The sequence below is a fragment of the Paenibacillus sp. FSL L8-0663 genome (assembly GCF_038008125.1).
GTDB classification, from domain to species: domain Bacteria; phylum Bacillota; class Bacilli; order Paenibacillales; family Paenibacillaceae; genus Paenibacillus; species Paenibacillus polymyxa_D.
Map to the genome: position 1 here is coordinate 1,088,867 of NZ_JBBOYM010000001.1, position 22,133 is coordinate 1,110,999.

The window sequence follows — 22,133 nt, forward strand, 5'->3', positions numbered from 1 at the left end:
ATGTCTGCTAATAGTTCAAGGGCTATATTTTTACTGGAGCCTTGTTTTTTTGGAGAAAAATATATTGAATTTGCCGCTGAACTTGAGTTGATTGTAATTGTCATTCGAAGAGAAGGCGGCCCCAAGGTGGAGAAGGCGCATCTGGTACATTTTGAAATCATCAGTGACATTACAGATGCCGAGTCTACTTACTTGAAAATGGAGTATTTTTTCAGTCAGCATCCGGATATATCCCGCAACTCGGGTATTGTACCTGGTCACGACTATGCAGTACCGGTCGCCGCGATTATCTCCCAAAAGTTTGGCTGGAATTCCATTCGCCCAGATGTAGCCCATAATGCCCGCAGCAAAGAGTGTATGAGAAACGGGCTAAAAGGTTCTCAGTATGTATCCAATCCAGATTACCATTTGTATCACAGCGTATCCGAACTAAAGGAGCAGTTGGACCAGATCCAATTCCCCGCTATTGTTAAACCCGTTGATATGACAAGTAGTATGTTAGTCAAATGTGTGCAAACATCTGAACAATTAATTAGGCAGGCCGAAAAGATTATTCAGAATGAGGATAACTTCGGTTATCCATCGAATCTTTCATTTCTAGTAGAAGAATATATCAGAGGCCAGGAATATAGCTTCGAGGCTTTTATGTTTAAAGGTGCTTGTAAATTTGCCCATATTACTGAAAAAATGAAAACTCCCCTTCCTTATTTTGTTGAGCTACAGCATACCCTTCCAGCATCTATGGAATCTTCAAAATACACTCAATTATTAAACAGCTTCATAAATCTTATGGCTGAGCTTGGAATTACAGAAGGACCCTGTCATTTGGAATTTGTGCTGTCCAGGGGACATATTTATATTATCGAATATTCTACTCGTCTTGCAGGGGACCGTATAACTGATTTGTATAGCTTGAGTTACGGAGTAAATCTGCATAAGGCTTCGATTTTGTGCGCTTTGGGAGAAAGACCGGATGAGTACCTGCATGAAACCCGAAACGATATTTCAAGAATCCGTTATTTCCATCAAAAGAGTGGAAAAATCAAACAAATATCAGGGGTGGAAGAAGCCAGACGTTTGCCGGGTGTCATAGAGATTGTTATAGAAAAGAAGGAGGGAGATACAGTACCGGATGAGATGACTAGCAGTATGGACAGATATGGTTTTTTTGTTCTTAAAGCTGATACTTATGATGAATTAGAGAAAGTGAGCCACCAAGTTGAAGATACGATCCAATTTGTGATGGAAAGAGAGACTACTTATGAAAAGCAAAAAGGATGAAAATCAATTCGAAATTTTGCTGATTAATCCACCCTTATGGTACTACCAGTCTGTGCCACCCGATATTACGGCTGCGGCTGCTTTATTACATCACCAAGGAGTGGGTACCAAAATCCGTGATTTAAATTTGGAATCATTTCATTACTTTTTTCGGGGACGTTCGGACATCATCACTCATCTTACGGACACTGAACTGTTTTATAATTTTGAACATTTAGAAGAAACCTGCCAAAAAATCGCTGAGATTTATGATCGTATTAGTGAACAGATTTCACCCGCGGTGCTGCGATGGAATTTATATGATCCGGGAGTGGATCTACGTAATATTGATGAGGTACTAAGGATTGCCGAACAGAAGGAACACAATCCATATTTTGATTTTTTCAAAGAAATTTTACCGGATCTTGTCCCTGAAGGCGTCAAGGTGGTTGCTATTTCAATTTTTCATCCAGATCAGGTTATTCCCTTATTTTCGTTGACTTCATTGTTAAAAGAATATAACTCTAATCTACACATTCATCTGTTCGGCAATCTGGAGGATCAGATTAATACAAAAATATTAGTGCGAAATCTTCCAGATAAGGAGTATCATTTGTTGTTTTCTCATGTGGATTCGTTTGGCTTGGGAAATGAGCATTATCGATTGAGCGAACTGGTTAGAGCTGTTGAGGATTCATCTAAGTTGGAAGAACTATCTTGGTTACTTACTCAAAAAGAACTTCAACCTTATATTGAAGAAACTAATAAACACTATTACACCAATAAAATAACATTACCCGTTTTATCTTCTCTTCCTGCAAGTGCTCTAATGCCGGAAGAGGTTTTAAATGTAGCTGCGTCTGTAAGTTGTTACTGGAAGGGATGTACTTATTGTTCTATTAAAGAGCATGGTACTTATCAGAAAGAGAGTATTGAGAGTATCCTGCAATTAATGGAGAATTTTTCAAAACAACAGACATTTTCGGTATTACGATTCAGAGACTGCTGTATTTCACCCACAGATTTAGAGAAAATAGCAACTCAAATTGTAGAAAGGAAGCTTATATTATCCTGGGCCTGTCGTGCCAGACTGGAAAAGGGTTTTAATTCCCGATTGTTTGAACTGTTAAACCGTGCAGGATGCATCATGATCTCTTTTGGAGTAGAGACCTTTGAAACAAGGGTATCCAGACTGATGAACAAAGGAATAGATCTTGAATATGCGCCTGTGCTGATTAAGAGTTGCTATGAGGCTGGGATTGCGGTGAAATTAACAGCGATGATCGGGTTTCCAGGTGAAACCAGTGAAGAAGCTCTTGCTAATCAAGCACGGCTACGGGAACTGTTTCCCTATTGTATAGATATCCGATATAACCGTTTTATTCTATTTGAAAATTCTCCTATTGCTGCCGATCCTGCTATGTATTCCATTCAAAAAATACCTTTTAACAATCGCCAGCATTTACGATTTTATAGTGAGTTTAGCAGGGAAAGTGGGATGACACAGGTGCAAGCAGATATACAGGCTGCTGAGTTTGAACAGGAAATTAAACAAACTTATGCTTTTTTTCTGTCAGAAGAACATTTGCTTTTATATTTGAAAAAATGGGGACTTTCTTTTTGTATGAATCTTGTAAATGCCAGGTCTCTCTATCAATAAAACGAAAGGATTAGGGATGGATAAACATTATGTAATTTTCGCGAAATTCGAAAACTTTTCTCGTATTGTGAATGAAGGCTTGAGCTCTTTAAGGTATGAAAAAACGTTGATTACTAATAATCAACGTTTGATTGAGCGTTGTAGTGATCATTATCACCATTTCTTGTGTGTCGAAGATTTAACATCACCTCAAGTTGTTGAGTTTATACTAACACTGCATGATGAAAAGCCCGTGAACGGTATTTTTTCCGAGAGTGAGGATTTGGTGCAGTTTACCGCTTTGCTTAGAGAGCGATTGGGTCTTACGTGTGGAGTCATCGGGAGAGATGGTGATTTTTTTAGAGATAAGGTAAAAATGAAAAATCATCTTGCTCAAGAGAAAGTTATTCTTATTCCTGAATATCGAACCGTTCACCACTTTGCTGATGCAATCGACTTTTTATCTAAACATGCTCCCGAGGCCATTATTAAACCAATTGACGGAGCGGGGTCCCTTCATACGTTTCGGGTTCATTTGGATAACATCCACGAATATGAACAATTGCTTAACGACCATGCCGGAAAATTTGAGATTGAACAATATATTGATGGAAAAATGTTCCATATGGATAGCGTTGTATATAATAACCAAGTTGCATTCACTTCAGTTGCCTGCTATACGCATAGCACTTTGGAATGCAGGGAGGGGAAGCCACTGTGCGGGTATTTTTACCCTGACCATGAGATGCCCTTGGTCCAACAGCTTATCGCGGCAAATAACAAAGTATTGAGTGCAATGCCGATCACAAGTGGAGTAGCTCATACTGAACTATTAGTCACTAAGCAGCAGGAGATCTTATTTTGCGAAACAGCGGCACGAATTGCAGGCGGAGGAATTATTTTTGGTATAGAGGATACATGTGGAGTAAACCCGCTACTGGAGGGGGCTCGCGCTTTTGTCGGCGAACAGCCGCTTTTCAATCAATATTATCCACAGACGAATGGCGGGTATCTGCTGCTCTATAAGAAGAAAGGAAGGGTTAAACACGTCACCCCAAGCTCTGACTTTCTTCAGATACAAGGTGTGAAGCGGGCTGATATTTTACCACAAGTGGGTGACTGCTTGTCTTTTAGCGGCAGTTCCGGTGATGTGGCTGGAGTTGTGACTTGGTCAGTTGATTCTTTTGAGGAAAATGAGCGTATTCGTAATGAGATTGAGCATTTATGGGAACTTGAAATGGAAGTAAGCCTGTTTGATGAGGAAGGGGAAGCGTAGGTGGTTAAAAAGTTTGAAAGTCAGGTCAGATTATTTGGTTTATTGAGGTTTCTGAACACATTCTATGTATATAATTCCATTTTGGTTTTCTATTTTAGTAATATGATTAAGCTTAACTATACCCAAATTGGGATTGTAATGGCCAGTTACTATACGGCATCCATACTATTTGACATACCCACGGGAATGATCGGAGACCTGATTGGGAAGAAAAAGGCTATCCTTATCGGAGCGATTTTTCAATGTATTGGTATCTTTCTTATGGGATCATTACAAACTTATATGCTACTTATTATAGCTCATATCATTTTTGCATTGGGCTCATCCTTCATATCAGGTTCGGAACAAGGCTTGATTTATAAGCTTCATGAAAAGCATGACAAGCTTGATGTCTTGAACCGTAGCTACGGAAAAATTTTTTCAGCAAGTATTTTGTCTACGATTGCTGCTGCTCTTCTAAGCTCAGTAGTTATTCAATATAGCTATTCGGTTACTTTTTACATTTCGGCATTCTCTAATTTTTTAGCGGTGTTTTTTGTGTGTCTGGTTCATGAGGAGAGAGTTTATGAAGACAAAACAGGTAAAAAAGCGTTTCAACGAGTTCGCCCTCTACAAATAATGAAGGAATCCTTTCAGGAAATCAGAGTCAACAGGCAACTACTATTATTTTCTATTTACTATATATTCACAGCTATCATTCTAACCTCAGTATTCTTTCAATATCAACCCTATCTACAGCATTTAAAAATTTCACCGACTTTTTTTGGAGTTATTTATGCTCTTTTCGGCATTATTCCACTCATCTCTGCTCAGTTATCACATTTAATCAAAGGGAAGTATATATATATACTTAATCCTTTGATCCTTGCTGTTGTTTTTTTAGGGATGGCGTTAACCAAGTCCATTTGGCTTGGGATCGTATTGATTTGTTTGTTTCGGTTTAACTGGGGGATCATTATTCCAAAAATACAAAGTCACATTGATACCAGCATCACGAGCGAAACTAGCAGGGCGACAACCGTATCTACTGTGTACAGTGTACATAATCTTCTCCTATCTATGATGCTTATCATCAGTGGGCATCTTATTGAAAGCTACAGTATTGCTGTACTCCTGATTATCTATTCCTTGTTTAGCCTTTTATTTTGCTTGTATGTCTTCATTTTCCGTAGAAGCTACAACAACACAGAGGTACCCTCCAAAAGCACTTTAATGATGGATTCGAAGGAGTTGTAGTGGATGAATACCGAGGTCATCTTAATTCGCGTTTCCCCAAAAGCTGTTTTTAGCTATGATATCGAAAATGGTCATTTTCATAGGGAGAACCCCTACTCAGAAGTCACGGATTACAGTTATAGCTCGGAATTTAAACATCATAAAAGAGCAAATGACCTTTCTAATTTTGTGAAAATAGAGCGTGTTTATCAACTGGAAAACACGGACAAGGCTCAGGCCGAAATTGCCCAGCTTGCGCGCAGGTTACATCTGACTGATTTCAGTGTAATTGAAGGACCGCTGGAACGTCCTGAATTCGTTGCAGACTACAGACCTAGTAGCCCAACAGCTTACCTGGATTTTTTTCTACAAAAATGGCACAGGGGCTGTAGTCCCTTGTATTCGGAGGAGGAATTGCAAGAGGGAGAAAACCACATTAAAAACTTGCGTCATACCCATCCTTCTTATGGTGAATTAAATGAGTATGAGTATATTGCAAAAATGCTGAGTATGTTGGACTCGAATCAAACCCAATTGTTTCCCTGCGAAGCTGGGGTACATTCTTTTCAAGTAAATGGTGATGGAGCGCTTTTTCGCTGCAATAGATATGCTAAGGCGGGCTTGGAGAAATCAAGCGACGAGATAGGATGTATCGATTCTGTGGACGATTTGGCACCTTGTAAAAGTTGTTTTTCAAGATATATGTGCGGAGGACGTTGCAATTTATTGATTAATCAGCTTCAGAGCAATGCATGTGTCCTGTTTCGGGAGTTTACAATTGTTTTGTTGAAAGCGATCATTAGTCATCATCTGGCTGAAAAATCGGCTGGAATTCTGGTAAAGGAGTAGACATATGCGAATTTGTACAGGATTAGTGACCATTGATGATTTAGTGCCTTTTATTCAGGCCGGAGCCGAAGAATTTTATTGTGGCGTCATTGATGAACAATGGTTGGATCGGTATAACTATATCGTTGCCTTGAATCGCAGACCTTGGCCTGATGCGAACTTTTCCAGTTTTGCTGAACTTGCGGAGGTCGTGAATATAGCGCATGCTCATGGGTGCCAGGTATTTTTTACGATGAACGAACACTGCTATAACAACCAGCAGCTTGGTATCCTGGATTACTATTTGGAGCAAGCTGTTCGTTGTGAAGTGGATGCTATTATTTTTGCTGATTTGGGCTTGGCCGGTTATTTTGCGGATAAGAAAACGAATGTGGATGTGCATATCAGTACAGGCGGCACGATTTTTAACTGTTACACAGCAGAAATGTACACCAAAGAATTTCATGCGGATCGGCTTATTTTGCCCCGTTCCTTGTCCATGGCAGAAATGAAAATCATAATTGAAAGCTCACCAAATACAGAGTTTGAGGTTTTTATCAAAAATGAAGGCTGTACTTATATAGATGGCTTTTGTAATTTTGTGCATGGGACTCGATTTATGAATAACAATGATGGGGTCATTTTTAATCCTCCATGTGTTTTGAGATATCAGGTTATTGAGAGTATTACGCCCATACCGTATGATGTACCACTGCTGGAGAAAAAGCTAAACTGGATTTTAGACAATAAGGGTGACTGTGGTGTGTGCAGCTTATATTATCTGAACCAATTATCGGTTGATAGCTTGAAATTGGTCGGGAGAGCTTCAGACAGAAGTCAGGTTTTAAGTGATATCAGGATGATAAAATCAGCGATAGATTTATGCGGCGAGGTGGCAAACTTCGAAGAGTACCATCACATGATTTCTTCGCAAATATGTCAGAATAGCTGGAAAAACGATCAATTGATTACACATTGCTACTACCCGGAAATTCTGGACCATGTAAATGGCATTCATAATGTTCAGGGGAGTGTATAATATGGAAAAAGCGATGATGGTTGACGACCTGCGTAAATTAACGAATGTGGAGAACCAGTATCAGCGTCTGTATTATGGACAGGAGTTTTGCCCGCGTACTTTCTTAACAGTAAGGGAGCTAAAATCAGTTATCAGCTTTTGTGAGCAGCACGACATGAAGCTAACCTTGATTACTCCTTATATGACGGATGAAAGTATGAACACGATTGTGAACATCTTAAAGGAAGTAAGTGAAGCATCTATTTTTGATGAGTTGGTGGTTAATGATTTCGGAATGTTGTATTTTATTGAAAATCATTATCCCGGCCGCTTTAAACTTATTTTAGGTAGACTACTGAATAAAGCTAAAAAAAGTCCTTCTATTGCAAACTATTTTCCCAAGCTTGATGATGATTCGAAAATTGCCTTACAGAATACTGCGGGAGGGTTTGTCCCCAATATTAGGTTCATGCGTAAATATAAAATTTCTGCTATTCAATATGATAATAGAATACAAGGTAATAAGCTGGATATCAAAGACAATCATGATCTGGTAAATAATAATGATATTGATGATGCTGATACTGATGTGCTCCCTTTTAGCAGGGAATTAGTATACCCTTACGTACACATTACAACTGCCCGAAGATGTTTTTCCAGCATCCTGTATAGCAAGTCATCTATGTCTGAGTGGAAAACGTCATCATTATGCAATAAGAGCTGCAAGACTTGTCAAACAGTCCTCTATAATGATGTGATGAAAAAAGATATTATATTAAAAGGAAACTCTCTTTATTACGAAAACGCCAAGCTTCCCGTCAATTTAGCGGAGTATTCACGAATTATAACTCAGGTACTATAAATACTAGATCGGAGTGGTTTGCCCGCTTTTATTTTGAAAGAGCAGGTGGTCTAACCTCGCTGCTCTTTTCTGAACTCATTCGTTAAATCTTCCTATCCATTACTGGTTCCTTCACACTCGTTTTGGTATAAACTCGTGTTCCCGCTAAACACTTCAATCATCGTTAATGCCCCGTTCGATAGCCGTGGATGAACGCTGCTGCCGAGTGTAGGGAAGTTGATTCGCTTAGTAAATCAAGCATGACTTCAATTTGTTCAAAATCGACTGCTGGTAGTTTATTTTTTTAGCATCTCCATAAGATCACTAATTTTTTAATTCACTTTTTGAGACTCAGGGTCGGTTGACTTTATTCGTTCACTGGGACGCCATTTCCTCTCTATAAATTCTGTTTTGCTAAGTCTTTATCCTCACGTAAATCCATCACCCAAGCCAAAGTTCACTACATGTGGAAGCTACATATAAGGTGAGCATTGAATTTATTCTTGGTCAGACAGGTAATCCTAAACGTTAAAGGTAAAATGAATAATTCCAGAAATAAAGCTCCCGCGGTGATGGGACTGACCCGATTTTGAACCAATGGAAAATCCTCAACAACAAAAGACTACAAAGGTGTCGGAGTAAAAGACTTGATTCCATTGCCGAAAGGGACAAGAACTTGGTATCGTTGCTGATTAGGTGAATAGCTAAAAAGGAAAACATAAAAAATGGATTCGCATATTGCTCGAATTAATTAAAAGCAGCCAAGCCCTTCTTTCAACGTTACGGGACTCGGTATCTATTGTTACCCTCGACGGGTTCTAAAATTTCAAAGAAAGCTAAACATAATAGAGTTAAAGCTTTAATTTGCTAGGTTTATATGCAAACGCTATTATTCTATAATTTCACTCAGAAAGGAGGTTAAAGTAAAAAAATACGGAATATGGCACGGATAGGTGATATACTGCAAAGAGAATCAACCAACAAGCAAGTGTATGGGACAAATACAAAATTTTAGGAGGTAGAGTATGTTTAAGTTTAGTAAGAAAATGATGACGGTAGTTCTTGCAGCTTCCATGAGTTTTGGGTTGTTTGCAACAACCTCAAGTGCAGCGACAGACTATTGGCAAAATTGGACCGATGGCGGCGGGACGGTCAATGCTGTAAATGGATCAGGCGGTAATTACAGCGTAACATGGAAGGATACCGGGAATTTTGTTGTCGGCAAAGGCTGGACTACTGGATCGCCAAACAGAACGATTAACTACAATGCCGGTGTCTGGGCGCCGTCCGGTAATGGATATTTGGCTCTCTACGGGTGGACGAGAAACTCACTCATTGAATATTACGTCGTTGATAGCTGGGGGACTTATCGACCTACCGGAACGTATAAAGGTACGGTGACCAGTGATGGGGGCACATATGACATCTACACAACAATGCGATACGACGCACCTTCCATTGAAGGCCAAAAAACGACGTTTATTCAGTACTGGAGTGTTCGACAGTCGAAGAGACCGACCGGGGGCAACTCCACGATCACTTTCAGCAACCACGTGAAAGCGTGGGCGAGCAAAGGAATGAATCTGGGAAGTAACTGGTCTTACCAGGTGTTGGCGACAGAGGGGTATCAGAGTAGCGGGAGTTCTAACGTAACGGTGTGGTAACCACTTAACTGCAAGCTGTTCAACGAACAGGCGCGGTTGGGGCTGTCTCACGGGATAAACGGGTTCCGAAAGCTGTCTGATAGGATTTACACGAATTGGTCCATGGAGGAAACACTGATCTCTAAGCATTGTAGACAGGCCGATGGCCGTTCTCCTCCAGTCTATCCGTCAGTGCGGATGCGTTGCAGGCCGTTATCTGCTAGACGAACGGCCTTCGACGCTGCTGGAGGCGAATTGCGGGCCGTCATGGCCTATCATTTTCCCTATCAGCTTAAAGGGGATATATCAATGAGAAAGCTATTAATTTTCCTTTTAATAGCACCAATGGTTGTGATCAGCGCTTGTTCGCAAGATAAGCCTGAGAAAAGGGATAACCTTGTATTCGTGGAAGGTGGGACTTTTCAGAACAACAAGTACAACAACTCTGGAAAAAGCGTGGCCCTATCGAACTTTTATATCAACAAATATGAAGTAGTTCAAAAAGAGTGGGTTGAAGTCATGGGAAGTAATCCCTTGGTATTCATTGGCGACAGTTTGCCAGTAGAAATGGTGAGTTGGTATGACGTTGTGGAGTACTGTAATCAAAGAGGTATACGAGAGGGCTTAAAACCGTATTACAACATAGACAAGGATAATAAAAGACCCGACTAAATAAGAATGATAACGATAATATAAAATGGACAGTAACGATTAATGAGGGAGCTAACGGTTGCCGATTGCCTACAGAATTGGAGTGGGAATATGCTGCAGACGGAGGTCAGGCGAGCAAGGGCTACACATACAGCGGAAGCAATAATGCTGACGAGGTCGAATGGTATTGGAAAAACGCCGGAGACAAATACTTATCTGGAGACTGGAACTGGCTTATTATAGAGAGCAACAATAATAAAACAAAATCAATCGATACCCGGAAACCCAACGACGAGTTAGGAATTTACTACGATATGTCTGGCAACGTAAGAGAATGGTGTTGGGACTGGTATGGAGACTTGGATAGCGAAAGCGGTTTCTACCGGGTTGTGAAGGGTGGTGGACAGCGACCGTCTAGGACTTTATTTTTTGTCCTCGGCTGTCGCTGTTCAATTTATAGAGCCAGTCTAATACTTTATTTTCTGCTGACAAAGAGAGGGATTTAGAGGCTTAAAAAATATTTTGGGCATGTTGAGTAGAAGATGGTCCAGGATATGTCTCCGCCATGTTTGTTCATCACTTTTCGCATAATCCCAGCAGCTCTCGTCCTCTATACACAAGATGACGAGGCATTAATTAAGCGACGGGCAGTTATTCAAAGTGACTTCATAGTGGATATCTTTTTAATATAGACTGTATGTTCAGCCATGGCTAAAATGGTAATCAGGAAAATATTACCACATTGGGGAGAGGGACAAGGTGGAACTTTTTTACGAAATCGAGGGGAATGGAGTCCCTATAGTCATGATTCACTCGGGAGGTGTCGACTCAAGGGTATGGAGATATATGGTGCCTGGACTGGCAAAATCATTCAAGATCATTACCTTCGATGGTCGAGGAACCGGCCGCTCACCTGCTATGCAAGAGCCGACTTCACTTGTGGAGGATTTGCGCAAACTTCTTGAACATCTCGGACTGGATCTTGTCACACTTGTTGGCCATTCCATCGGTGGGCAAGTCGCGACTGATTTTACGTTATCATATCCTTCTATGGTTGAGCGGCTAGTGGTAATTGCCCCTTCATTAACGGGATTTGCATATTCGCAAGAATTTACCAATTATATGACATCGGTGAATGCGGTCGCTCCCGATATTACAAGACTTGTAGAGTTGTCCTTAGCCGCACCGATCTATCGGGCTACGATGGCTAGCCACCATCGAAGTTTTTTGACTGAAATGCATAATCACTACATGACAAGGGTATTCACCGAGTGGAGAAGCTTTGAGGTCCTTTGGCCAGAGGCGCCTTCGATTGAACGTTTAGAAAAGGTTGCAGCGAGTACGTTATTTATACAAGGAACCATAGAATGGCCGGATATGTACAATATCGCCGAGCACTTCAAGCGTGTACCTGCAATTAGGTTTGCCGAAATCAAAGGAGCCGATCATATGCTTGTCCTTACTCATGCGGAGAAACTAGCTAATAGCATCCGACAGTTTTGTCACAGGTGAGGACCATACGTGAATAGATTGGGCATCTCTTGAATCAAAGTATTATAATGGATGATAAGAAGTTTTGAAACTTAAAGGGCAACCCGGAAGAAACATCTTGGTGCTTGGAAGCGGCGGATGAGTGGAAAGCGGATGTTTACAGATAACATCAACACGATGTCTCTCAAGCATGTCTATACCAAGACCTTACATTAGGGAGCAGTTGAATTGACGTACCGACCATCAAAAGAAGATTAACGCTTTCCACCAAAAATCAGAAAGTGTTTAATTGAACTAACGGGTACATTAAGTTAAGTTGAAACAAAAAGGTTGCCGTGGCAGCCTTTTTTATTTTATGTTAGGCCTAGTAGGACCAACATACCAGTTGAGGCCGATTGGATCAATAAATCTGCCTTAAATGATGTGGGTTAGTATCCAATTATTAAAGGAGGATTAACGAAATTCAATATAAGGCTCCTTAACGTTGTAAATCCGCGTTTGCAGGCGATACCTCAATAATGTAAAAAATTACAATTCATTCTCGTTCCTAAAAGCATGCTTATAGGAACGAGAATGAATTACTCTATTTCACGTCCCCCAAATGTGTATAAATAATTATTGGAACGTTTCGTATTAATGGTCCCTTTTTTGGAACTGAAAGGGGGATGCATCATATAGTAGATATGGCTTATGTTTGTGTGTCGGTCGGCCAAATACCAAGCTACTTTCGACGCTACTGTTGATCAAGAGCATGGTGCCCAAAAAGTCGTCACAAGATATCTAAATGCTATTCATGAAAAGCATTTATCGGATGCAGTAGATATGGTCAAAGATTCACGGTACCTTTTAATGGAGAAAAACAAATTCGAAAGTATAAGCAGTACAGTAATAGAACTGATTTTGATAACTCGGTTGTTAATTGGTATAATTTACATGTAGTAATCAGCAAACTTAAATGATATATTATGTATCTGGCCGTAAGATAGGCTGTGATGTAATAGTTAGATGGACTTCAAAAATTCAAAGGATTACCTACGAGGTATTATTTACCAGTAGCATGAATCGTCGAAGTATGATATATTATTTATCCGGGTGTTGATATGTCCGGAAGTGATTGATCTTTGAAAACTGAACAACGAGTGAGTAAAACGATTTTGTTCGCAAAATCAAACAAGAGATATTTTTTATCTCGTCAGTTTCAAAATGAGCTTATCGCTCTTTCTATAAACCAGCTTCGGTTGGTCTTTAATGGAGAGTTTGATCCTGGCTCAGGACGAACGCTGGCGGCGTGCCTAATACATGCAAGTCGAGCGGGGTTATGTAGAAGCTTGCTTCTACATAACCTAGCGGCGGACGGGTGAGTAACACGTAGGCAACCTGCCCACAAGACAGGGATAACTACCGGAAACGGTAGCTAATACCCGATACATCCTTTTCCTGCATGGGCGAAGGAGGAAAGACGGAGCAATCTGTCACTTGTGGATGGGCCTGCGGCGCATTAGCTAGTTGGTGGGGTAAAGGCCTACCAAGGCGACGATGCGTAGCCGACCTGAGAGGGTGATCGGCCACACTGGGACTGAGACACGGCCCAGACTCCTACGGGAGGCAGCAGTAGGGAATCTTCCGCAATGGGCGAAAGCCTGACGGAGCAACGCCGCGTGAGTGATGAAGGTTTTCGGATCGTAAAGCTCTGTTGCCAGGGAAGAACGTCTTGTAGAGTAACTGCTACAAGAGTGACGGTACCTGAGAAGAAAGCCCCGGCTAACTACGTGCCAGCAGCCGCGGTAATACGTAGGGGGCAAGCGTTGTCCGGAATTATTGGGCGTAAAGCGCGCGCAGGCGGCTCTTTAAGTCTGGTGTTTAATCCCGAGGCTCAACTTCGGGTCGCACTGGAAACTGGGGAGCTTGAGTGCAGAAGAGGAGAGTGGAATTCCACGTGTAGCGGTGAAATGCGTAGAGATGTGGAGGAACACCAGTGGCGAAGGCGACTCTCTGGGCTGTAACTGACGCTGAGGCGCGAAAGCGTGGGGAGCAAACAGGATTAGATACCCTGGTAGTCCACGCCGTAAACGATGAATGCTAGGTGTTAGGGGTTTCGATACCCTTGGTGCCGAAGTTAACACATTAAGCATTCCGCCTGGGGAGTACGGTCGCAAGACTGAAACTCAAAGGAATTGACGGGGACCCGCACAAGCAGTGGAGTATGTGGTTTAATTCGAAGCAACGCGAAGAACCTTACCAGGTCTTGACATCCCTCTGACCGCTGTAGAGATATGGCTTTCCTTCGGGACAGAGGAGACAGGTGGTGCATGGTTGTCGTCAGCTCGTGTCGTGAGATGTTGGGTTAAGTCCCGCAACGAGCGCAACCCTTATGCTTAGTTGCCAGCAGGTCAAGCTGGGCACTCTAAGCAGACTGCCGGTGACAAACCGGAGGAAGGTGGGGATGACGTCAAATCATCATGCCCCTTATGACCTGGGCTACACACGTACTACAATGGCCGGTACAACGGGAAGCGAAATCGCGAGGTGGAGCCAATCCTAGAAAAGCCGGTCTCAGTTCGGATTGTAGGCTGCAACTCGCCTACATGAAGTCGGAATTGCTAGTAATCGCGGATCAGCATGCCGCGGTGAATACGTTCCCGGGTCTTGTACACACCGCCCGTCACACCACGAGAGTTTACAACACCCGAAGTCGGTGGGGTAACCCGCAAGGGAGCCAGCCGCCGAAGGTGGGGTAGATGATTGGGGTGAAGTCGTAACAAGGTAGCCGTATCGGAAGGTGCGGCTGGATCACCTCCTTTCTATGGAGAATCGTTTCCTGCAACGGAAACATTCAATTTTGAAGCATTAGCTTCAAAACTCAGGTTTAGGCCTGTTACTCACTCGTTGCTCAGTTTTGAGAGCTCAAACTCTCAAGCTTCGACGAATACTTCATTCACACATTCGTGTGGAACCGAAATATTCATCGGGTTTCGCTTCGATGAAGCGAATTGCACCTTGAAAACTGGATACCGAAACGAAATTGCGTTTTAGAATATTCCTTTAAGCTGATCTTGTGTAAACAAGTGAAATAAAGGTAGCTGCCTTGAATTTCATTCACACGTAAGTGTTGAACCGAAATTCAAAGCAAATCGTATTTACGATGTAAATACTAGGTTAAGCTACAAAGAGCACACGGAGGATGCCTAGGCGCCAGGAGCCGACGAAGGACGTGGCGAACAACGATAAGGCCTCGGGGAGCTGTAAGCAAGCTTTGATCCGGGGATGTCCGAATGGGGAAACCCGGCTGTCTTCATCGACAGTCACTTTCTGCTGAATACATAGGCAGAATAGAGGCAGACCAGGGGAACTGAAACATCTAAGTACCCTGAGGAAGAGAAAACAATAGTGATTCCGTCAGTAGCGGCGAGCGAACGCGGATTAGCCCAAACCAAGGAGCTTGCTCCTTGGGGTTGTGGGACGTCTCATATGGAGTTACAAAGGAACCGGTTAGATGAAGAGGTCTGGAAAGGCCCGCCAGAGAAGGTAAAAGCCCTGTAGTTCAAAACTTGTTCCCTCCGAGACGGATCCCGAGTAGTGCGGGGCACGTGAAACCCCGTATGAATCCGGCAGGACCATCTGCCAAGGCTAAATACTCCCTGGCGACCGATAGTGAAGCAGTACCGTGAGGGAAAGGTGAAAAGCACCCCGGAAGGGGAGTGAAATAGATCCTGAAACCGTGTGCTTACAAGAAGTCAGAGCCCGATCTAGGGGTGATGGCGTGCCTTTTGTAGAATGAACCGGCGAGTTACGTTCCCGTGCAAGGTTAAGGTGAAGAGCTGAAGCCGCAGCGAAAGCGAGTCTGAATAGGGCGAATGAGTACGTGGACGTAGACCCGAAACCGGGTGATCTACCCCTGTCCAGGGTGAAGGTGCGGTAACACGCACTGGAGGCCCGAACCCACGCATGTTGAAAAATGCGGGGATGAGGTGGGGGTAGCGGAGAAATTCCAATCGAACCCGGAGATAGCTGGTTCTCCCCGAAATAGCTTTAGGGCTAGCCTCGGAAAGAAGAATCGTGGAGGTAGAGCACTGATTGGGTGCGGGGCCCGCAAGGGTTACCAAGCTCAGTCAAACTCCGAATGCCATAGATTTAGTTCCGGGAGTCAGACAGTGAGTGCTAAGATCCATTGTCGAAAGGGAAACAGCCCAGACCATCAGCTAAGGTCCCCAAGTGTGTGTTAAGTGGGAAAGGATGTGGAGTTGCACAGACAACCAGGATGTTGGCTTAGAAGCAGCCACCATTGAAAGAGTGCGTAATAGCTCACTGGTCGAGTGACTCTGCGCCGAAAATGTAACGGGGCTAAACACACCACCGAAGCTATGGCTTGATGCTTGCATCAGGGGTAGGGGAGCGTTGAATGCGGGTTGAAGGTGTACCGTAAGGAGCGCTGGACTGCATTCAAGTGAGAATGCCGGTATGAGTAACGAAAAGATCTGTGAGAATCAGATCCGCCGAAAGCCTAAGGGTTCCTGAGGAAGGTTCGTCCGCTCAGGGTAAGTCGGGACCTAAGGCGAGGCCGATAGGCGTAGTCGAAGGACAACAGGTCGAAATTCCTGTACCACCGTAATCCGTTATGAGCGATGGGGTGACGCAGTAGGGTAGTGACGCGGACGGATGGATGTCCGTCTAAGCAGTGAGGCTGATGTGTAGGCAAATCCGCACATCGTAAGGCTGGGCTGTGATGGGGAGCGAAAATTGTAGTAGCGAAGGTCATGATCTCAGACTGCCAAGAAAAGCCTCTAGCCAGGAGAAGGTGCCCGTACCGCAAACCGACACAGGTAGGCGAGAAGAGAATTCTAAGGCGCGCGGAAGAACTCTCGTTAAGGAACTCGGCAAAATGACCCCGTAACTTCGGGAGAAGGGGTGCCTCGGTAGGGTGAATAGCCCGAGGGGGCCGCAGTGAAAAGGCCCAAGCGACTGTTTAGCAAAAACACAGGTCTGTGCGAAGCCGCAAGGCGAAGTATACGGGCTGACGCCTGCCCGGTGCTGGAAGGTTAAGGGGAGTGGTAAGCCTTCGGGCGAAGCTATGAACCGAAGCCCCAGTAAACGGCGGCCGTAACTATAACGGTCCTAAGGTAGCGAAATTCCTTGTCAGGTAAATTCTGACCCGCACGAATGGCGTAACGACTTGGGCGCTGTCTCAACGAGAGATCCGGTGAAATTTTAATACCTGTGAAGATGCAGGTTACCCGCGACAAGACGGAAAGACCCCATGGAGCTTTACTGCAGCTTGATATTGAATTTGGGTACGATCTGTACAGGATAGGTGGGAGCCGTAGAACTTTGAGCGCCAGCTTGAAGGGAGGCATCCTTGGGATACCACCCTGATCGTATCTAGGTTCTAACTTGGTACCGTGAACCGGTGCGAGGACAGTGTCAGGTGGGCAGTTTGACTGGGGCGGTCGCCTCCTAAAGAGTAACGGAGGCGCCCCAAGGTTCCCTCAGAATGGTTGGAAATCATTCGAAGAGTGCAAAGGCAGAAGGGAGCTTGACTGCGAGACCTACAAGTCGAGCAGGGACGAAAGTCGGGCTTAGTGATCCGGTGGTACCGCATGGAAGGGCCATCGCTCAACGGATAAAAGCTACCCTGGGGATAACAGGCTTATCTCCCCCAAGAGTCCACATCGACGGGGAGGTTTGGCACCTCGATGTCGGCTCATCGCATCCTGGGGCTGAAGTAGGTCCCAAGGGTTGGGCTGTTCGCCCATTAAAGCGGTACGCGAGCTGGGTTCAGAACGTCGTGAGACAGTTCGGTCCCTATCTGTCGTGGGCGTAGGAAATTTGAGAGGAGCTGTCCTTAGTACGAGAGGACCGGGATGGACGTACCGCTGGTGTACCAGTTGTTCCGCCAGGAGCACCGCTGGGTAGCTATGTACGGAAGGGATAAGCGCTGAAAGCATCTAAGCGTGAAGCCCCCCTCAAGATGAGATTTCCCAGTATGTAAGACCCCTTGAAGACGACGAGGTAGATAGGTTGGGGGTGGAAGTGCAGTAATGCATGGAGCTGACCAATACTAATCGGTCGAGGGCTTATCCTAAGATAAAACGCAAATGAGTTTCGGATCCAGTTTTCAGGGTGTAACCTTGAACGTATGTACAAGTGACATACAACAAATGCATGGCTATTCGTTCACACGATATATCGTGAAGCGAATAACCGTACGATAGAATTTGCATAGCAAATTCATGTTTGGTGGCGATAGCGGAGGGGTTCCACACGTACCCATCCCGAACACGACCGTTAAGCCCTCCAGCGCCGATGGTACTTGGACCGCAGGGTCCTGGGAGAGTAGGACGTCGCCAAGCAACCCCATAATGGGGATTTTTTTTCGCCTATCAGGCTATTGATTATACATACAAAAATGATTTTTTAGATGGGGCTATAGCTCAGCTGGGAGAGCGCCTGCCTTGCACGCAGGAGGTCAGGGGTTCGATCCCCCTTGGCTCCACCAATATTCCCTGATAGCTCAGTTGGTAGAGCACTCGACTGTTAATCGAGTTGTCACAGGTTCGAGTCCTGTTCGGGGAGCCATGTGGAGAGGTGTCCGAGTTGGCCGAAGGAGCACGATTGGAAATCGTGTAGGCGCCAAAAGCGTCTCGAGGGTTCGAATCCCTCTCTCTCCGCCAGCTCTTAATAATAGATATATGGCCCGTTGGTCAAGGGGTTAAGACACCTCCCTTTCACGGAGGTAACAGGGGTTCGAATCCCCTACGGGTCATAAGCAGTATGGAGGCTTAGCTCAGCTGGGAGAGCATCTGCCTTACAAGCAGAGGGTCGGGGGTTCGAGCCCCTCAGCCTCCACCATTTGAAAAATAAATATTTATTACTGTCGCGGGGTGGAGCAGTTCGGTAGCTCGTCGGGCTCATAACCCGAAGGTCGCAGGTTCAAATCCTGCCCCCGCAATTACTTCAACTAAGGAAGTTTCCTCTGGAACCGTGGTGTAGAGGCCTAACATGCCTGCCTGTCACGCAGGAGATCGCGTGTTCGAATCCCGTCGGTTCCGCCATTTAACTTAATACGCCGGTGTAGCTCAACTGGTAGAGCAACTGACTTGTAATCAGTAGGTTGGGGGTTCAAGTCCTCTCGCCGGCACCATATTGGAGGATTAGCGAAGTGGCCAAACGCATCAGACTGTAAATCTGCTCCCTTACGGGTTCGGTGGTTCGAATCCATCATCCTCCACCAGTTTTACGAGCCATTAGCTCAGTTGGTAGAGCACCTGACTTTTAATCAGGGTGTCGAAGGTTCGAGTCCTTCATGGCTCACCATTATCATTGTATGCGCGTGTGGCGGAATTGGCAGACGCACTAGACTTAGGATCTAGCGTCTTTGACGTGGGGGTTCAAGTCCCTCCACGCGCATCTTGTTTTTGCGGACGTGGCTCAGCGGTAGAGCATCGCCTTGCCAAGGCGAGGGTCGCGGGTTCGATTCCCGTCGTCCGCTCCATTTATTAGTCCCCTTAGCTCAGCTGGATAGAGCGTTTGACTACGAATCAAAAGGTCGGGAGTTCGAATCTCTCAGGGGACGCCATTAACTTCATAAGCCGGTGTGGCGGAATTGGCAGACGCGCGCGACTCAAAATCGTGAGGGAAACCGTGGAGGTTCGAGTCCTCTCACCGGCATCTATTTCGGGATGTAGCTCAATGGTAAAACTCAGCCTTCCAAGCTGGTAGCGTGGGTCCGATTCCCATTACCCGCTTTATATAGATGAAAAAGGAGAGATGGCTTATTTTTATGCCATCTCTCCTTTTTTACTTTTAAACTATTTCTATCGACATTACAAGCAGTAGAAACCCCAAGGCAATCTCCTCCGTTCTTTTGCGTTATTAAGATAGGGCGTACAACTAACGAGGAACGATAGTTAAATAACACACAATGTTGAGCAGGCGCTTCAAGTCTGCTCTTTTTATTAAACTAACGGACAAGTTAGTTTTAAGTTTACTTCACCAACTCAACACAGAAAGCACAAAAGTCTGTTGGGAAACTCGACAGACTTTTGCGCTTTAGAAGATGAACTTACCAAGGTTGACTTGTTGGTCCAATTGTAAACTCATTAACGTTCGTATCTTCTGGCTGATCAATCGCGAACGCAACAACATTGGCAACTCGATCAGGTGAAATACCATGTTGTTCATACAATGCAGTTGCACCTTTTAAAGTATTCTTATCTGTGATGGTAGTCAACAATTCTGTATTTATTGCTGCTGGATAGATAGTTGCTGTACGGGTGTTCGTACCTTCAATGAAGATCCCCGATAAACACCTTTGTATTCAGGGGATATCTGATCCAATGCGGTTTGGAACTGCAGCTTAATTTGGATATATAGACCGGTAAACGTGTTATGCTGTCGTGTTAAGTTTCAAAGATTCAAGCAACTAAACGCCCCTTGTTTTATAATGCTCAAAGTCTTCTTTGTAGAACTAGGATCATCCTCGGTTGATTACTCCTAGGGTAAAAGTTATGAACGGTTGACCTTGGCTTCAAAACGCTTTTCCAACTCGTCCCAGTTGGGGGGGGAGGGACCCGTGTCTGTTCCTTCCAAAGGTGAAACACACGGCTCAAAGCTACGATTTCCCCTACGGATCCGTCAACCAGTCGGCTGATCGGCATCCTATGATAAATTTTCGTAAAAAGGCGCATCAACGCCGATCGTTTGCGGATTAGTGATGCTTGCGCGGCCGGCGTTAGCGGATACCGTAAGGCCTCTAACATGCGAAAGCCTTCGTCCATAGCCGCGATCATCTGCCGCAACAACTTGTCGTCCCCGGCGATTTTTTTCATTTGGCGCTCGTGTATAACCGTTACAAAGTTTAGCGCAATTACAGGCACGATATGATTCTTCAGCCATGCATCTATATATTCATGATAGATAGGTATCGTACTCATTTGGTTTATGTATGCGGGTACGCCCCCTTCCGTGCAGAGGGTCTTTCCCAAACAAACATGGACTAACGGCCACCATCATGAATGAAAATATCTTTGGCTTGTGAATCTGAACCTCCTTAATGGAAGTACAGGACACAGGCCGAGAGTTTTTTGGTAGGACATACTCTGAGTCCTTAATTTCCCGACCTCGAGGAACTATAGGCAGTATCGTATTATCTCGCTGGTCGAATATTTAAAGCGGTGTTTGTGAATACCAGTCTATGTGAACACTATTTAACAAACTAACAAATTCGCCATTCAAAATCTTCTCTTGAATCAATTTTGGTATACTATGTGGTAGATAAGAGAATTAATTTGAAGTCTGGCTATAAGGATGTTTCTACAACAACTTGAGAAATGAATTTGATTTTGGTGAAATGCGGAAGCTGTTAGGGCGTAAAGAGAGAATAGGAGGAATGGAAATGTCGTATCTCGTTGATTTTAAAGATGTATCTACGGTTGGTTTAGAGTCTTCACCTGTAGCAGAAGCGCTTGCTGGTTTACGTGCTAATGAAGCCCGTTATTTTATGAACAAGTACAAGTATGAATTTACGGTTGTACCAGCTAGCGAAAGCCAGGAGAGCCTTGATTATGTGAACCGAATTTTGAGAGAAGAACGTGATATTGCGTTTGCGGCTAAACCTTTAGAAACGTCGCGTTTTCAAGTGGAAAATATCCGATTTACCTACGTTTTTTATGAGGATGGTCTTGCAATCAATGTCATGTGTACGGTGGATGACCCTAAAAAGCGGGCTGTTGGTTTTAAGCTTTCTGAGGGGATGGAGGTACCAAAGGAGCTAGAAGGGAAGTTTAAGTTTGCTAGGCAGAAGTCTAAACTAGCTGGAACAATTCGGGGTTCGTTTTTTGTAATTAAAGGACAATATTAAAGTAAGCAAAAGCGCAAATGGAGGAATCCAGCACCTTATTCTCTTTGCAAAAAAGTGAAATTAAAGAAAGGGCTATCCCGCAAAAGGATTGCCTTTTTTGAAAGAATGATGAAAAGCTACCGCTTATCGTATGATTATCAAACAGGAAGATCGCGGGTAGTCTCTGATAAGGAGACTATTTTTTTTGAGAACTTGCCCTTTCAGCCAACGCGGTGAACCATACCATAAGTGAAGATGAAAAATTTCCTTGTGCGAAGTGACCTAACAATACGATTAGCCAGAATAGTTTGCTGCGAATGAAGGTAACAACACTTAGTGTGGTATGCACTCGTGTTGATTTTGTTTTAATATCCAAACTTCTATTTCATACATGTTGTTGTTAGTCCATGTCTAGCTTCGCTTTTCTCAAGTGCTT

At 44.0% G+C, this 22,133-nt stretch carries 12 protein-coding genes, 14 tRNA genes, 3 rRNA genes and 3 pseudogenes; 28 read left to right on the forward strand and 4 right to left on the reverse strand.

Translation table 11 applies throughout. The annotated features are described in order from the left end of the window. The 7 genes from MKY75_RS04830 to MKY75_RS04860 are packed head-to-tail and all read left to right on the forward strand — an operon-like array spanning position 1 to position 8,098. The gene (locus MKY75_RS04830; RefSeq protein WP_029517544.1) at positions 1-1,281 is read left to right on the forward strand and encodes an ATP-grasp domain-containing protein; all 1,281 of its coding nucleotides are present in this window, start codon (positions 1-3) and stop codon (positions 1,279-1,281) included. After that, positions 1,262-2,920 carry a B12-binding domain-containing radical SAM protein gene (locus MKY75_RS04835; protein WP_029517543.1) on the forward strand — a complete coding sequence of 553 codons (1,659 nt, stop codon included), beginning with the start codon at positions 1,262-1,264 and terminating at the stop codon, positions 2,918-2,920. Before MKY75_RS04830 ends, MKY75_RS04835 begins: the two co-directional genes overlap by 20 nt. Before the next feature lie 16 nt (positions 2,921-2,936). Further along, on the forward strand, positions 2,937-4,175 hold the full coding sequence (locus MKY75_RS04840; RefSeq protein WP_141695515.1) for an ATP-grasp domain-containing protein: 1,239 nt from the start codon (positions 2,937-2,939) through the stop codon (positions 4,173-4,175). Then, positions 4,176-5,411, forward strand: a complete 1,236-nt coding sequence (locus MKY75_RS04845) for an MFS transporter (RefSeq protein ID WP_029517541.1) — start codon at positions 4,176-4,178, stop codon at positions 5,409-5,411. It abuts the gene before it with no gap. A 3-nt stretch (positions 5,412-5,414) separates the two neighbouring features. Further along, positions 5,415-6,239, forward strand: coding sequence for a hypothetical protein (locus MKY75_RS04850; protein WP_029517540.1), 825 nt, complete (start codon positions 5,415-5,417; stop codon positions 6,237-6,239). A 4-nt stretch (positions 6,240-6,243) separates the two neighbouring features. Then, positions 6,244-7,257 (forward strand): peptidase U32 family protein, encoded by a 1,014-nt coding sequence (locus MKY75_RS04855; RefSeq protein ID WP_029517539.1) that lies wholly within the window; start codon positions 6,244-6,246, stop codon positions 7,255-7,257. A 1-nt stretch (position 7,258) separates the two neighbouring features. Next, the gene (locus MKY75_RS04860; protein WP_340884505.1) at positions 7,259-8,098 is read left to right on the forward strand and encodes a hypothetical protein; all 840 of its coding nucleotides are present in this window, start codon (positions 7,259-7,261) and stop codon (positions 8,096-8,098) included. 163 nt (positions 8,099-8,261) lie between these two features. On the opposite strand, the gene MKY75_RS04865 is transcribed toward MKY75_RS04860, so the two are convergent. Further along, positions 8,262-8,339 carry a hypothetical protein gene (locus MKY75_RS04865; RefSeq protein ID WP_340887063.1) on the reverse strand — a complete coding sequence of 26 codons (78 nt, stop codon included), beginning with the start codon at positions 8,337-8,339 and terminating at the stop codon, positions 8,262-8,264. A 763-nt stretch (positions 8,340-9,102) separates the two neighbouring features. On the opposite strand from MKY75_RS04865, the gene MKY75_RS04870 reads away from it, so the two are divergent. The 20 genes and pseudogenes from MKY75_RS04870 (at position 9,103) to MKY75_RS04965 (ending at position 19,527) form a co-directional block, all read left to right on the forward strand. Then, the gene (locus tag MKY75_RS04870) at positions 9,103-9,741 is read left to right on the forward strand and encodes a glycoside hydrolase family 11 protein (protein ID WP_025720875.1); all 639 of its coding nucleotides are present in this window, start codon (positions 9,103-9,105) and stop codon (positions 9,739-9,741) included. Positions 9,742-10,029: 288 nt separating this feature from the next. Further along, a pseudogene (locus MKY75_RS04875) lies at positions 10,030-10,775 on the forward strand (formylglycine-generating enzyme family protein); the annotation flags it as partial. Between the two features lie 355 nt (positions 10,776-11,130). Beyond that, positions 11,131-11,883: an alpha/beta fold hydrolase gene (locus MKY75_RS04880; RefSeq protein WP_029517537.1), complete on the forward strand. Its 753-nt coding sequence runs from the start codon at positions 11,131-11,133 to the stop codon at positions 11,881-11,883. A gap of 1,224 nt (positions 11,884-13,107) precedes the next feature. Further along, a 16S ribosomal RNA gene (locus MKY75_RS04885) occupies positions 13,108-14,663 on the forward strand. Positions 14,664-15,016: 353 nt separating this feature from the next. After that, a 23S ribosomal RNA gene (locus tag MKY75_RS04890) occupies positions 15,017-17,941 on the forward strand. 151 nt (positions 17,942-18,092) lie between these two features. Beyond that, a 5S ribosomal RNA gene (gene rrf, locus MKY75_RS04895) occupies positions 18,093-18,209 on the forward strand. Together the 16S, 23S and 5S rRNA genes with 14 tRNA genes alongside form the textbook arrangement of a ribosomal RNA operon. 70 nt (positions 18,210-18,279) lie before the next feature. After that, a tRNA-Ala gene (locus tag MKY75_RS04900) sits at positions 18,280-18,355 on the forward strand. Between the two features lie 4 nt (positions 18,356-18,359). Continuing rightward, positions 18,360-18,435 (forward strand) — tRNA-Asn (locus MKY75_RS04905). Between the two features lie 3 nt (positions 18,436-18,438). Then, positions 18,439-18,530: transfer RNA gene (locus tag MKY75_RS04910), tRNA-Ser, on the forward strand. 20 nt (positions 18,531-18,550) lie between these two features. After that, positions 18,551-18,622 (forward strand) — tRNA-Glu (locus MKY75_RS04915). Positions 18,623-18,632: 10 nt separating this feature from the next. Then, a tRNA-Val gene (locus MKY75_RS04920) sits at positions 18,633-18,708 on the forward strand. Positions 18,709-18,734: 26 nt separating this feature from the next. Continuing rightward, positions 18,735-18,808: transfer RNA gene (locus tag MKY75_RS04925), tRNA-Met, on the forward strand. A gap of 26 nt (positions 18,809-18,834) precedes the next feature. Continuing rightward, positions 18,835-18,911, forward strand: a tRNA-Asp gene (locus MKY75_RS04930). Between the two features lie 13 nt (positions 18,912-18,924). Further along, positions 18,925-19,000 (forward strand) — tRNA-Thr (locus tag MKY75_RS04935). 4 nt (positions 19,001-19,004) lie between these two features. Next, positions 19,005-19,090 (forward strand) — tRNA-Tyr (locus MKY75_RS04940). 7 nt (positions 19,091-19,097) lie between these two features. Continuing rightward, a tRNA-Lys gene (locus MKY75_RS04945) sits at positions 19,098-19,173 on the forward strand. Positions 19,174-19,185: 12 nt separating this feature from the next. Continuing rightward, positions 19,186-19,266 (forward strand) — tRNA-Leu (locus MKY75_RS04950). A 10-nt stretch (positions 19,267-19,276) separates the two neighbouring features. Next, positions 19,277-19,351: transfer RNA gene (locus MKY75_RS04955), tRNA-Gly, on the forward strand. Positions 19,352-19,358: 7 nt separating this feature from the next. After that, positions 19,359-19,435 (forward strand) — tRNA-Arg (locus MKY75_RS04960). Positions 19,436-19,447: 12 nt separating this feature from the next. Beyond that, positions 19,448-19,527 (forward strand) — tRNA-Leu (locus MKY75_RS04965). Between the two features lie 394 nt (positions 19,528-19,921). Here MKY75_RS04965 and MKY75_RS04970 read toward each other — a convergent pair. From MKY75_RS04970 to MKY75_RS04980, 3 genes and pseudogenes are all read right to left on the reverse strand, one after another. After that, positions 19,922-20,146, reverse strand: a pseudogene (locus MKY75_RS04970) (oxidoreductase); the annotation flags it as partial. Between the two features lie 14 nt (positions 20,147-20,160). Beyond that, positions 20,161-20,326: pseudogene (locus tag MKY75_RS04975) on the reverse strand (IS110 family transposase); the annotation flags it as partial. Further along, positions 20,307-20,792 carry a hypothetical protein gene (locus tag MKY75_RS04980; RefSeq protein ID WP_203056004.1) on the reverse strand — a complete coding sequence of 162 codons (486 nt, stop codon included), beginning with the start codon at positions 20,790-20,792 and terminating at the stop codon, positions 20,307-20,309. The pseudogene MKY75_RS04975 and the gene MKY75_RS04980, both read right to left, overlap by 20 nt. Positions 20,793-21,253: 461 nt before the next feature. Between MKY75_RS04980 and MKY75_RS04985 the strand changes: the two genes are divergently transcribed. Beyond that, positions 21,254-21,718 (forward strand): phage tail protein, encoded by a 465-nt coding sequence (locus tag MKY75_RS04985; protein WP_340887064.1) that lies wholly within the window; start codon positions 21,254-21,256, stop codon positions 21,716-21,718. The last annotated feature ends 415 nt before the right edge of the window (positions 21,719-22,133 follow it).